This window comes from Aliiroseovarius marinus (assembly GCF_050881025.1).
Classification (GTDB): Bacteria; Pseudomonadota; Alphaproteobacteria; order Rhodobacterales; family Rhodobacteraceae; genus Aliiroseovarius; species Aliiroseovarius marinus_A.
In genome coordinates this window covers 380,388-392,294 of the sequence record NZ_JBNNXQ010000003.1, presented here as the reverse complement: position 1 = coordinate 392,294, position 11,907 = coordinate 380,388, and the positions used below count along the sequence as shown (strand labels likewise).

The 11,907-nt window shown below is 61.2% G+C and carries 12 protein-coding genes; 7 read left to right on the top strand and 5 right to left on the bottom strand.

Annotation, left to right across the window (positions count from 1 at the left end):
- Positions 1-22: 22 nt before the first annotated feature.
- Together soxX and ACRY08_RS11120 are read right to left on the bottom strand one after the other, a co-directional pair.
- Positions 23-496, bottom strand: coding sequence for a sulfur oxidation c-type cytochrome SoxX (gene soxX / locus ACRY08_RS11125; RefSeq protein WP_432449993.1), 474 nt, complete (start codon positions 494-496; stop codon positions 23-25).
- 296 nt (positions 497-792) lie between these two features.
- Positions 793-1,530, bottom strand: a complete 738-nt coding sequence (locus tag ACRY08_RS11120; RefSeq protein ID WP_432449992.1) for a cytochrome c biogenesis CcdA family protein — start codon at positions 1,528-1,530, stop codon at positions 793-795.
- Between the two features lie 129 nt (positions 1,531-1,659).
- On the opposite strand from ACRY08_RS11120, the gene ACRY08_RS11115 reads away from it, so the two are divergent.
- The 4 genes from ACRY08_RS11115 (at position 1,660) to ACRY08_RS11100 (ending at position 4,448) form a co-directional block, all read left to right on the top strand.
- Entirely contained in the window at positions 1,660-2,019 is a 360-nt protein-coding gene (locus tag ACRY08_RS11115) for a hypothetical protein (protein WP_432449991.1), read from the top strand.
- A gap of 135 nt (positions 2,020-2,154) precedes the next feature.
- A complete protein-coding gene (locus ACRY08_RS11110) occupies positions 2,155-2,520 on the top strand; it encodes an ArsR/SmtB family transcription factor (protein ID WP_432449990.1) in 366 nt (121 codons plus the stop codon).
- A 114-nt stretch (positions 2,521-2,634) separates the two neighbouring features.
- Positions 2,635-3,693 (top strand): YeeE/YedE family protein, encoded by a 1,059-nt coding sequence (locus ACRY08_RS11105; protein ID WP_432449989.1) that lies wholly within the window; start codon positions 2,635-2,637, stop codon positions 3,691-3,693.
- A 254-nt stretch (positions 3,694-3,947) separates the two neighbouring features.
- Entirely contained in the window at positions 3,948-4,448 is a 501-nt protein-coding gene (locus ACRY08_RS11100; protein WP_432450281.1) for a flavin reductase family protein, read from the top strand.
- A 17-nt stretch (positions 4,449-4,465) separates the two neighbouring features.
- On the opposite strand, the gene ACRY08_RS11095 is transcribed toward ACRY08_RS11100, so the two are convergent.
- The gene (locus tag ACRY08_RS11095) at positions 4,466-4,876 is read right to left on the bottom strand and encodes a hypothetical protein (protein ID WP_432449988.1); all 411 of its coding nucleotides are present in this window, start codon (positions 4,874-4,876) and stop codon (positions 4,466-4,468) included.
- Positions 4,877-4,995: 119 nt separating this feature from the next.
- Between ACRY08_RS11095 and ACRY08_RS11090 the strand changes: the two genes are divergently transcribed.
- A complete protein-coding gene (locus tag ACRY08_RS11090) occupies positions 4,996-6,024 on the top strand; it encodes a hypothetical protein (RefSeq protein ID WP_432449987.1) in 1,029 nt (342 codons plus the stop codon).
- A gap of 9 nt (positions 6,025-6,033) precedes the next feature.
- Here ACRY08_RS11090 and ACRY08_RS11085 read toward each other — a convergent pair whose 3' ends face one another.
- Positions 6,034-6,447, bottom strand: a complete 414-nt coding sequence (locus ACRY08_RS11085; protein WP_432449986.1) for a VOC family protein — start codon at positions 6,445-6,447, stop codon at positions 6,034-6,036.
- A gap of 180 nt (positions 6,448-6,627) precedes the next feature.
- Here ACRY08_RS11085 and ACRY08_RS11080 point away from each other — a divergent pair, with 180 nt between their 5' ends.
- Positions 6,628-7,920: an O-acetylhomoserine aminocarboxypropyltransferase/cysteine synthase family protein gene (locus ACRY08_RS11080; RefSeq protein ID WP_432449985.1), complete on the top strand. Its 1,293-nt coding sequence runs from the start codon at positions 6,628-6,630 to the stop codon at positions 7,918-7,920.
- A 73-nt stretch (positions 7,921-7,993) separates the two neighbouring features.
- On the opposite strand, the gene ACRY08_RS11075 is transcribed toward ACRY08_RS11080, so the two are convergent.
- The gene (locus tag ACRY08_RS11075; protein WP_432449984.1) at positions 7,994-8,686 is read right to left on the bottom strand and encodes an SIMPL domain-containing protein; all 693 of its coding nucleotides are present in this window, start codon (positions 8,684-8,686) and stop codon (positions 7,994-7,996) included.
- A gap of 194 nt (positions 8,687-8,880) precedes the next feature.
- Here ACRY08_RS11075 and ACRY08_RS11070 point away from each other — a divergent pair, with 194 nt between their 5' ends.
- Positions 8,881-11,853, top strand: coding sequence for a hypothetical protein (locus ACRY08_RS11070; RefSeq protein ID WP_432449983.1), 2,973 nt, complete (start codon positions 8,881-8,883; stop codon positions 11,851-11,853).
- Positions 11,854-11,907: the final 54 nt, after the last annotated feature.

Here is an 11,907-nt window from a genome sequence, read left to right as displayed (position 1 = left end):
GTATTTCTGTGCCCAGATCCGCTCAGTCTTTGAGCGTCATCAGATAGGCGACAACATCTTCGATCTGTTGAGCCGACAAAAGCGGTTCAACTTCGCCTTCATGGGCTTTGCCGGTATAGGCCTTGCCCAGGCGTGTGAAGCCTTCGGTCTTGTAGAAGGACGGCATGACCGATCCCTCAAATGTCATTTTGGCGTCCACCAGAATTCCGCGCAGCTCTGCCTCGCTCCAGCGATCGCCTGCCCCGTCAAGCATGGGGCCGACTTCACCGTGGAACGGCACGTCAGCAAGATCAGTGATCTCGTGACAGGCAATGCAGTTCCCTTGCGATTTTGCCGAAACAACTTTGGCACCTTCTGCTGGGTTCCCTGCAACGCCGGTCAGTGACTGCGCGACGCTCCCTTCTTCGAATGCGATGGCTGTTGGCGCCACCGCCTCGGCATGCGCGGCGACTGTTCCAGCCAGCACGGCGCAAAGCGTGATCGTTGTCCGCTTCATGTTTCCTCCCATAACCGTTGTGAGATTAAGCTACGCATGTGAAGCAACTTTCGCAACATCAAATTCGGTTTTTTGAATTAATATTAGCTGACCACGAAAGAAGATTGCGCTGCGGCGCAGATAAACCTGAAAAGCGCGCGGCGTATGCCCTTGTATACACGCCATTTTCTTAATTCATGCGGCGCCACACGCGCCAAAAGCAGATCTCCCCAGCCGGTCCAACCGAGGCTCGGCCGTCGACCACTGCAAGCCGTTTTTAGATGTGATTTTCCGGTATGAGCACGAATCCGATCCGGTCACCCGAAGGTGCCCAACCATGGAAATTGCTCCAACAGCCATTGCCCGATCACCGCCACTTTTCCAAAGGCGATCAGCACTGCAAACAGGATCAGCATCGCGCCCATGCCCCGCTCGACCCAAGGCAGGTATTTGCGGTTGCGCCCAATCCAACCCAGAAAGGGACGCGCAAAAAACGCGGCCAGAACGAACGGCAGCGTCATCGCCAAACCATAGACCGCCAGCAATGCCGCGCCATGGGCAAGGCTTCCCATACCGCTTGCGATCATCAGGATCGACACCAGCGCCGGACCGACACAGGGCGTCCAACCAAAGCCAAAGGCAAGCCCCATCACATAGGCACCCAGAACCGAACTGGGGTCACGGCGACTTTCCAGCCGCGCCTCGCGATACAGAAAGGGGATTCGCATGACGCCCAGGAAATGCAGGCCAAAGACAACCAACACCCCTGCCCCGATCAGGCTGAGTGTCTGTTGCTGGCGCGCAAATGCGGCGCCGATGGCCGTGGCGCCCATTCCCAAAGTCACAAAGATTGTGGTGACCCCAAGCGCAAAGGCGATGGCCGAGGTCACAAGCCGTTTCTGCGCGCCCTCTGACACGCCGCCTTCGTCGGTCAGCTCGGACATGGACAGGCCCGCCATATAGCACAGGTAAAACGGCACCATGGGCAGGATGCAGGGCGAGAAGAAGGACAGAAGCCCCGCGAGCGCGGCTCCGGCAAAGGAGATGTCCAACATGCGGGATTCCTTGAAATCTGAACATATTCAATTTATGTGGTGTATGAAACCAAGGTCAACCGCAATCGGGACCAGCCCCCTATGATCCGCAAAATCACTTTAGCTTTCTCCGTCACTGCTTTGTTCGCGATGGCTTTTCCTGCCTTCAGCGCCGAGGTCATCATGGTCGAGGAACCGGGCTGTGCGTGGTGTGCGAAATGGGAAGCCGAGCTGGGAGAGATCTATCCAAAGACCTCCGAGGGCAAATATGCGCCGCTCAGAAAAGTTGAGCTGAGCGATTTGCGCAAGACCGGCGGCCCACAGGCTCTGAACGTCTTTGCCAAGCGCCCGGTGACCTTCACGCCAACCTTTTTGCTGCTGGAAGACGGTCAGGAACTGACGCGTCTGGAGGGCTATCCGGGCGAGGATTTCTTCTGGGGTCTGCTCAAACAGATGTTGCTGGACCACACGGATTACGTCGCCCCGGACAGCGCCACGCTGACACAATAAACGCCTGCAAATGGCGCGGTCAGGGCAACGGCCCCTACCGTTCACCGCTTGGTGATACCCGATGCGCAAAGATTGCAAAAGCGGCGCACAGCGGATATGAGAACCGGATAGATGGCTATGAAAAAGGATCAGGACATGGCTTTGCCTGTCATTCGCGAAAACATGACGAGCGACGAGCTGGACAAGATGATGACCAGCGCCTGTGATGCCTCGACCCTTCTGAAAGCGATCAGCCACGAAGGGCGGTTGATGATCCTGTGCCACCTTGTGACAGGCGAGAAATCGGTGACCGAGCTGGAAAACCTGCTGCATGCCCGTCAGGCGGCCGTGTCCCAGCAGCTGGCGCGCCTGCGTCTGGAAGGTCTGGTCACCCCACGTCGTGACGGCAAAGCGATCTACTATTCCTTGACCGATGATCGCCCGCGCCGCATTCTCGAAGTGATATACGAGATGTTCTGTTCGGTCGGGGACGAGGTCGAAGAACGCAAGGCTGCGGAATAAGCCTGCACTGACGCCAGTCTGCCAATTTGGCATGCATCTTTCCCATTGCAAATGTTCTGTGGCCAGCCCGCTGGCCGCTGGCATGGTGCAAGCACGCAATATGTGAGGCCCAACATGTTGGACTGGATCAGTGATGCCAATCTTGCCGCCCTTGTCGGGCTGGTGGGCGGCGTGATGCTGGGGCTTGCGGCCCGTCTGGGGCGGTTTTGCACCCTGGGCGCGATCGAAGACGCGCTTTATGCCGGGTCCGGGCTGCGTCTGCGCATGTGGGGCATGGCCATTGGCGTGGCCATGATCGGCAGCCATGCGTTGATGGCCTCCGGACATCTTCCGGCAGCAGAAACCGTTTACCTGCGGCTGGGCTGGAACCCGCTGGCCTCGATCGTCGGGGGGCTTTTGTTCGGATATGGCATGGCGATTTCCGGCAATTGCGGCTTTGGCGCGCTGGCGCGGCTTGGTGGCGGGGATTTGCGCAGCTTTGTGATCGTGATGGTGATGGGGCTGTCGGCCTATGTGGCCATTTCTGGCCCATTGGCACGTCTGCGCGTGGCGATATTTCCTGAAAACCCCGCAGATCCCGAGGCCCTGCCCTCGGTGGCGCATGGGCTGGCCGGGCTGATGGGCGGCACCCCTGCCCTGGTTGGCATGGGGTTGGGTGGGCTTTTGGTTCTGGCGATGCTGGCAAACAAGGAATTGCGCGGCGCCCGGGTCGAGCTTTTCTGGTCCGTCATCGCCGGGCTGGCCGTGGTCATTGGCTGGGGCGGCACGGCGTTCATTCTGGAACATGGGTTTTCCGCCATCCCCGTTGAAAGCCACACCTATTCCGCACCACTGGGGGACATGATCATCTATCTGATGACCTCGTCCGGCAACAATCTGAACTTTGGCGTCGGCTCCGTGGTGGGTGTTCTGGCCGGGGCGTTCATCGGCAGCCTGTTCAAAGGGCATTTCCGCTGGGAAGCCTGCGAAGACCCGCGCGAGTTGAAGCGCCAGATTGGCGGCGCTGTGGTGATGGGCTTTGGCGCGGTAGTTGCCATTGGCTGCTCTATCGGTCAGGGGCTGTCGGCCTTTGCCGTGCTGTATTATGGCGCGCCAGTCACCTTTGTCGCCATCATCGCGGGCGCGGCTTTTGGCCTGCGCCAGTTGATCTCGGGGTTTGCCGTGGCTGAATAGGTACATGCCACGCTTTCGGCTTGCGAGCCCTGCCCGATTGGCTTTAAAGCGTTTCGGTTTTAACCTGAGACAGGGGAAAACCGAAACGCTGTAAGAGATATCAATGCCGTGGGCATTTCGGAATAAACATGTGCTTCAAGTTTCTTCCGAAACGCTTTAGGGTCCGCGCCGATACAGACCGATATATGGGCTGAAATACCGGGTAGCGACATGCCCCCTGCCCACGCGCGATAACAGGACTTCTTGTGGACCAGATGACCAGCTTCACCCCAAGCCCGGATCACGCGGGCGCGTATCGCGCGGCACTTGGGCAGTTTGCGACCGGCGTTGCGCTGATCACCACGCACACCCCACGTGGCCCTCTGGCGATGACAGCCAACAGCTTCACCTCTGTGTCTCTGGACCCGCCGCTAATCCTGTGGTGCCCGGCGCGCGTTTCTGCCCGCCATGACGCCTTTGTTTCTGCGGATCATTTCGCGGTGCATGTGTTGGCCGAAGACCAGCTGGAGCTTGCCCGCCATTTCGCCCGTCAGGGCGAGGCGTTTGACGGGTTGGATTGCAAGCTGGTCACCGGCGCTCATGACACGCCGCTGATCGAGCCATGTCTGGCGCGGTTCGAATGCAGGCGCCACACGATTGTGTCGGCTGGCGACCACACGATCATCATCGGCAAGGTCACCCGCGTCAGCACGCAATCAGGCGCGCCGCTGGGCTTTCAAAACGGCAAGTTTGGCAGCTTTACGCCCGCGCTATAAGCAGCGCCATACGGCAATTACTGAATCTGGACAGCGGCGCGCTCAAAGCTGACCATATCTTCGCCCCCGTCATCATAGACAATGCGCACATCCACCGAATTGATCGACTTCAGATCAAAACGAAGATAGGGCTCGATGGTGGTGGATTTGATCGCATTGGGCGGGTTTTCGCCTTCGTAGCATGGCTCGGCCTCGAACATCGCCTCGGCCCCGCCATTCACGCTGTAGTGGATCGCGGTCAGGCCGCAGCGCCAGGCCAGAAGATGGGTAAAATACAACAGGTCACGCCCATCATATTCACGCACCGCAATCCAGTTGCCCTTGGTGGCGTTCAGGATCGGGCGCACCTCGTCCGCCGTGGTGAAGTTTTGTGCCAATGCCGGCAAGCCGATTGCCGCCAGAACCGCACTCAAGATCAGTCTACGCATCACTACATTCCTTGTATGGCCCCTGCGAAAGGCATCCGCACCAATTCGCCCAAGCCCTCTTCCAGACTCGGCCCATTCCAGCCTATACTGCCCGAAACGAGCAGCGCAGGCAAAACAAGATGGCCAAAACCTCACGTAAGGCGCAAAAACGCACAGAGATTGCGACCCCACGTCCGTTCAATCTTGTCATGATTGGCCAGTCGGGGCGGCTGTCTTATGAAGCGCTTCTTTTGGTGGCGTCGCTGCGCCAGTCTGATCCGGGTTTCCCCGGTCGGGTGCTGGTTGCCGAGCCGCAGCCGGGCGACCGCTGGCCCAATGATCCGCGTATGAAAGACCATATCCACGCCGCGTTGGAGGATATGGGCGCCGAGATTATTCCCTTTGAGAACAAGCATTTCGGCCATGACTACCCTAATGGAAACAAGATCGAGGCACTGAGCGCCCTGCCCGAAGGGGAGCCATTTTTGTTTTTGGACACCGACACGGTGATTTGCGGCAAACTGTCTGACGTTCCCTTTGATTTTGACCGCCCCGCGGCCTCGATGAAGCGTGAAAACACATGGCCCAAGCAAGAGCTTTACGGGCCGGGCTTTGGTGAGACGTGGAAATCGCTTTATGACAAGTTTGGTCTGGATTTCGACGCCTCGCTGGACCTGTCGCAGCCCGATGAGCATTGGGAACGCTACATGTATTTCAACGCAGGCTGGTTCTTTGGCGCCTGCCCGCGCGAATTTGGCCGCCGCTATCTTGAGCATGCGCTGGCCATTCGTGATGACCGGCCTGACGCGCTGGTCTGTCAGGAGCTTTTCCCTTGGCTTGACCAGATCGCCCTGCCCCTTGTGATCGCCAGCTTTGGCGGTGGGCGGCCCGGGCCGGAACTGGACGGTCTAGACGGCGATGTGACTTGTCACTGGCGCGTGTTGCCGCTGGCCTATGCCCGCGAAGCCGATCAGGTGATTGCGACAATCGAAACCGCCTCGGCCCCCAATAAGCTCAAGAAAATTCTGAAGGAATATGATCCGATGAAACGGATGATCTTTCAGGGTCGCGGCCAGAAGGTGCGCGCGATGTTTGACCGTGACAACCTGCCCCGGCGCGAACGCGTCATTCGCAACACGATCAAGCGCGAAGGGTTTTGGATGCGGTGAGGGGCACCCTTAGCCCGCAAACACCCCGTCCATATCCTTAAAGCCCTTCACCTCGATCGGATTGCCCGACGGATCGCGAAAGAACATGGTCCATTGTTCGCCGGGCTGTCCGATAAACCGCCCGGTGGGCGCGATGACCCAATCCGTACCCGCAGCCTCCAGCCGATCCGCCAGCGCGCGCCAGTCGTCATAGGCCAGCACCACGCCGAAATGCGGCATCGCCACCATGTGATCGCCAACCTTGCCGGTATTCGAGGTCTCGAACGGGTGGCCCAGATGCAGGCTTAACTGGTGACCGAAAAAGCTGAAATCGACCCAGCTTTCTGTGGACCTGCCCTCTTTGCAGCCCAGAATATCGCCATAAAAGGCGCGGGCTGCGTCCAGATCGGTCACATGAATGGCAAGGTGGAACGGGGTCAGCATCGCGGTCTCCGGAATGATTTCCCGCCACTATGCGAGATTGCAGAACAAAGGACCAGAGGCCGCGACATCTACGACCCCGGTTCTAAATTCTTGTCGCAGGCAAATTCCACCGCCCTGACCGTTGAAGCCTGCCCCCCTTTCCCCTAGCCTTTCGGGCGACCAAACCCGAGGGAGACATCCATGTCCGACGACAACAGCCAAGGCTTTGACACGCTACAAATCCACGCAGGCACTGCCCCTGATCCCGCCACCGGTGCGCGTCAGGTGCCCATCTATCAAACCACCGCTTACGTGTTTCAGGATGCCGATCACGCCGCGCGGCTCTTCAACCTTGAAGAGGTTGGCTATATCTATTCGCGCCTCACCAACCCGACCGTTGGCGCGCTGGCAGATCGCATCGTGGCGCTGGAAGGTGGTGCGGGCGGGTTCTGCTGTTCGTCAGGCCATGCCGCGCAGATCATGGCGCTGTTCCCGCTGATGGGGCCGGGGCTGAACATCGTGGCGTCAAACCGCCTTTATGGCGGCACTGTCACCCAGTTCACCCAGACTTTCAAACGCTTCGGCTGGGAAGCCAAGCTGGTTGATTTCGACGATCCCGCAGCCGTGGCTGCCGCGATTGACGACAACACCCGCGCGGTCTTCTGTGAAAGCATCGCCAACCCGGCTGGCGTGCCCACGGATATCCCGGCAATCGCTGCCGTGGCCGACAAGGCGGGCGTTCCGCTGATCGTCGACAACACCTCGGCCACGCCTTACCTGGTGCGCCCGATTGAACAGGGGGCCACCATCGTTGTGCATTCGACCACCAAATATCTGACCGGCAACGGCACAGTGACCGGCGGCTGCGTGGTGGATTCGGGCAAGTTTGACTGGATGGCGTCCGACAAGTTCCCATCGCTGAGCCAGCCGGAACCGGCCTATCACGGGCTGACCTTCGGTGCGGCTTTGGGGCCGATGGCCTATACGTTCCACGGCATTGCCATTGGGCTTCGCGACCTTGGCATGACGATGAACCCGCAAGGCGCGCATTACACGCTGATGGGGATTGAGACCCTGTCTTTGCGCATGCAAAAACACGTCGAGAACGCGCAAGCGCTGGCCGAATGGCTGGAAAAAGACGACCGGATCGAAAGCGTGAGCTACGCGGGCCTGCCGTCCTCGCCCTATCATGACCGCGCCAAAGCCGTGGCCCCGAAAGGCCCCGGTGCTTTGTTCACCGTGGGCGTGAAAGGTGGCTATGAGGCCTGCGTGAAGCTGGTCAACAGCCTGAAGCTGTTCAGCCATGTGGCCAATCTGGGCGACACGCGCTCGCTGATCATCCACTCGGCCTCGACCACCCACCGTCAGCTGTCCGAGGAACAACAAGTCGCCGCGGGCGCTGCCCCCAACGTGGTGCGCCTGTCCATCGGGACCGAAGACATCGCCGACATCATCGCCGATTTCGATCAGGCGCTGGCCGCGGCAACGGCTTGATCAGATAGCCCAAACAAACGAAAAGCCCCGCAAGTTGCGGGGCTTTTTTTATTTAAAGGCAGTATCTTAAAGCCTATTCTTCAACCAATTCAATCACCATAGTGACCGCGGCGGAAATCTCCAGCTCGCCCGCCGCGATGGGCATATCAGCCGAGGCGCTCTCCATCGCCATCCGGGCAAATTGAGGCTGCGGCCCCGACCCGCCCCCTTCGCGCATCAACACCACACGGCCCGGTTTAAGCCCAGCTGCGCCGGCCAGCACCTCGGCCCGCGACAGCGCATCTTTGACCGCAAGGCGGCGCGCATCATCCATCGCAGCAGACCGATCCTGAACATCAAAGTTCAACCCATGGATTTCATTGGCCCCCGAGCCGGCAGCCGCGGTCATCAACGCACCCAGCCCGGACAGGTCCCGCAAGGTGATGCTGACGGTCGAGCGCGCAACGAACCCGATGATCTGATCGCGATCATTTTTGTAGTCATGGCGCGGCGACAGGTTCACTTGCGAGCTTTGCATGTCGCGCGGTGCCACACCGGCGGCCTTGATCTGTTCAAATATCCCCGTCATCCGGGTGCTGACCGCCTCAAGCGCGGCGGCGGGGTCTTTCGCCTCTTCCGTGACACCAAGGGTCAGCCGGGCCATGTCCGGCACCACCTCGACCCGTCCCATCCCGGTTACCGTCAATTGCGGTGTCGGTGCCTCGTCGGCACGGGCGGGCAGAACCGCCATCAGACAAACCGCGACAATCGCTACAAAATTTCGCATATCAACCTCCGTTTTCCTGTAGGTTGCGCTATCTTTCGCCGGGCGCAAGAGGCGACATCGCGCCCCCTTCCCTTGGGCGATTTCCTGCTGTAGTTTCAAGGCTGTGACTGCGGCTCGTGGGACAGCAGCAGAGTGACGGTGACACGAAAGGGGCTTCGAGGCGCATCTGCGCTTTGAAACTTGGTAAGGGCGGCATGAAACCAAATTTCGCGCTTGATCTCAGCCATGACGGCATCGGCCTTGTCCATCGCGGCAAGGGCGGCTGGGTGTTGGTTGACGAGATTGCGCTCTCCGATCCCGATCTGATGACCCATATCGATGTGATGCGCCGCACCGCCGCGGATCTGGAAAGCGGTGGGATAACCTCGAAGCTGATCATTCCCGGGTCGGAGATTCTGTTCACCTCGATGACCGCCCCCGGACCGGATGACATCAGCCGAACCCATCAAATCCGTGAGGGGCTGGAAGGTCTGACCCCCTATGCGGTGGATGATCTGGTGTTTGACTGGCATGCCGATACAGACGAGCCCGGCATGGTTCACGTGGCCGTTGTGGCACGCGAAACGCTGGACGAGGCCGAAGGGTTTGCCAAGGATACGGGCATGAACCCGGTGTCTTTCGTGGCGCGCCCCAAAGGCGGCTTCACGGGCGAGGCGCATTTCGGCCCAACCGCAGGTGCTGGCGATATTCTGAAGCCCGGCGTCGGGTTGGAGCGTGACAACGCCCCGGTGCCCCGCCTGCTGGGAAAAGCCGCACCGAAACCAGGTGCCACGGCTGTTGCGACAGCTCCGGATGAGCCCGGCACGCCCGCCACAGAAGAAACGCCACCCACGCCTCGGGCCGAGGGTGACAATGGCGGGTCAGATAGCGCGCCCTCCGCCCCGGCCCTGCCCGAGCTGGCCCCGTTCCCGCCCACGCCGGACGAACCGGCAGAGATAGGCCAACAGGCGGCAACGCCCGCCACCCCGGTGCCGCCCAGCCCGGCATCACTGGATCAGGTCCCCGCGTCCGCTTCCACTGCTCCGGCAAAGCCCAAACCCAAACCGCCTGCCGCAAAGAAAAAAGCACCGTCGACGCCGAAGACTGACAGTGCCCCCGCGCCCAATCCTGATCGGGTTGAAGGGACCGCGGCGAAACCCGTTCAGCCAGCCGCTACGCCGCCCGTCACAGAACCAAATGCGGCCGAACCGAGCACGCCCGCGTCCCATGCGGACACTGAACCCGCAGCGGTCGCCTTTTCGACCCGTCGCAGCGCTTCGACCGCCGAGGAAGGCGCTGGCGCAAAACCCGTGCCGCCTGCCTCTGCCGCGCAGACAGCCGCATCGGGTCCGGCGCAGGATGTCCCATCCCGTTTGTCCTTCGGCGTCACGCGCGACGCCTCTGATACGCAGGCTCCTGCCCCGACCTCGGCCCCGGCGTCTGAGGCTGCCGACGCGGTACCAGCCAAAGACACCCCAAAGCCTGCCCCGTCGGTCACGGCCCCCATTGCCTTTGAGGATGACCCCGATCTTGCCCCGTTGGGACCCCTGTCCTCGGCGCAGGAGCCGAAGGCCGCGCGGCGCTCCTCTGATGCCGGGCGAAAGCTCGCGGATGCCGCGCGCAAAGGGGCCGCCGGTCTGAGCGCCGCTGCCGGTGCGGCCAGCGCCTTGGGCCGCGAGGCCGCATCCCGCCTGCCTGCCCGCAAAACACCAACTGAGGCTGACACCCCCCCGGCCCCGCAAACGCCGGCACCACAGCCTGCCACCGCGCCCCCCCCCGCAAAACAGGGGCGTCTTGGCGCGTTGTCGCGCAAACGCAAGGCGCCCAGCCCCTCGGCCGCTGCGGCCCCCCTGACAGCCGCCCCGCCCCCGCAAAACGCGCGCGCCAAAGAGGCGGAGGCGCTGACCATTTTCGGGGCGCGGCAAGATCAAGCTGTTGGTGGGAAACCCAAATATCTGGGCCTGATGATGGTCGCCGGGCTTTTGCTTCTCATGGCATTGGTTGCGATCTGGTCGCTGTTCTTTTTGACCGATGAGAACGCAAGGCTGTTCCCGGAACCGCAAGACCAGTTTGAAACCGCCATCACGACGCAACCTGTCGACCCCGTGGCCCCCTCACTCACAGAAGACACCGATCCAGCGCTAATCGAAGAGGAACCGCCTCTGGTCGATCCGCTGACAGCCGAGGCCGCGCAGGCACGCTATGCCGCCACCGGCATCTGGCAACGAGCGCCCGACCCGCTGGCAGCGCCTGAGACGGGACAGGTTGATGACCTCTATGTGGCCTCGATCGATCCCGGCGCGGGGGGGCAGGATGCCGTCGCCCTGCCCGCTCCGACGCTGCCTGCCTCGTTTGACATGACATTCAACACGGCCCCGCCGGTGCCCGCCAACACGGTCTTTGATCTGGACGAACGTGGGCTTGTCAGGGCCACGCCGCAAGGGGTGCTGACACCTGATGGGGTCTTTGTCATCGCCGGGCGCCCCCCGCTTGTGCCGTCGCCCCGTCCGGGTGATCAGGCACCGGTTGAAGAGGTGACCCCGGAAGCACTCGCGCAGGCACCCAGTCTGCGCCCCCGCGCGCGGCCCGATGGGCTGATCGAGGGCAATGAGCGACTGCTTTTGGGCGGACGCACCAGAAACGAGCTGGCACGTTTGCGCCCACGCGCGCGGCCCAGTTCTCCTCAGGCCATCGCACAGGCCGAAGCCATTGCCGCCGCTTTGGAAGGCGCCGAGGCTGCCGATCAGGCGGCGCAGGCTGCCGCGGCTGCAGCGATTGCGCCAACCAAGCTGGCCATCGCCAGATCCCCCGAACCCAAAAGCCGCCCACGCAATTTTGGCCGGATCGTCTCAAAGGCGCGCGAAAACGGCAACGCGTCAGATGGCTCCGTTGTCGTGGCCGCTGCATCGCCGCGTCAGACCGTCACGCCAAAAATCCCCACCCGCGCCTCCGTGGCCAAACAGGCAACGGTCAAGAACGCGATCAATCTGCGCAAGGTCAGCTTGATAGGCATCTATGGCCCGTCATCATCGCGCCGCGCCTTGGTGCGCCTGCCCTCGGGTCGGTATGTGAAAGTGGGGGTTGGCAATCGCCTGGATGGCGGCAAGGTGCTGTCGATCACAGCCAGCCAGCTGACCTATCGCAAAGGGTCGCGCAACGTGACGTTGAAAATCCTGCCCTTTGGCTGAACGGCTCTTCGTGCACCATTTCTTCGCCCTTTGAGAAATTCCCGCGTGATTTTT

Coding starts and splice junctions, on each gene's coding strand:
- ACRY08_RS11070 (WP_432449983.1), top strand. CDS start 8,881: ATGAAACCAAATTTCGCGCTTGATCTCAGCCATGACGGCATCGGCCTT.
- soxX (WP_432449993.1), bottom strand. CDS start 496: ATGAAGCGGACAACGATCACGCTTTGCGCCGTGCTGGCTGGAACAGTC.
- ACRY08_RS11095 (WP_432449988.1), bottom strand. CDS start 4,876: ATGCGTAGACTGATCTTGAGTGCGGTTCTGGCGGCAATCGGCTTGCCG.
- ACRY08_RS11115 (WP_432449991.1), top strand. CDS start 1,660: ATGGCTTTTCCTGCCTTCAGCGCCGAGGTCATCATGGTCGAGGAACCG.
- ACRY08_RS11100 (WP_432450281.1), top strand. CDS start 3,948: ATGACCAGCTTCACCCCAAGCCCGGATCACGCGGGCGCGTATCGCGCG.
- ACRY08_RS11075 (WP_432449984.1), bottom strand. CDS start 8,686: ATGCGAAATTTTGTAGCGATTGTCGCGGTTTGTCTGATGGCGGTTCTG.
- ACRY08_RS11110 (WP_432449990.1), top strand. CDS start 2,155: ATGGCTTTGCCTGTCATTCGCGAAAACATGACGAGCGACGAGCTGGAC.
- ACRY08_RS11090 (WP_432449987.1), top strand. CDS start 4,996: ATGGCCAAAACCTCACGTAAGGCGCAAAAACGCACAGAGATTGCGACC.
- ACRY08_RS11080 (WP_432449985.1), top strand. CDS start 6,628: ATGTCCGACGACAACAGCCAAGGCTTTGACACGCTACAAATCCACGCA.
- ACRY08_RS11085 (WP_432449986.1), bottom strand. CDS start 6,447: ATGCTGACCCCGTTCCACCTTGCCATTCATGTGACCGATCTGGACGCA.
- ACRY08_RS11105 (WP_432449989.1), top strand. CDS start 2,635: ATGTTGGACTGGATCAGTGATGCCAATCTTGCCGCCCTTGTCGGGCTG.
- ACRY08_RS11120 (WP_432449992.1), bottom strand. CDS start 1,530: ATGTTGGACATCTCCTTTGCCGGAGCCGCGCTCGCGGGGCTTCTGTCC.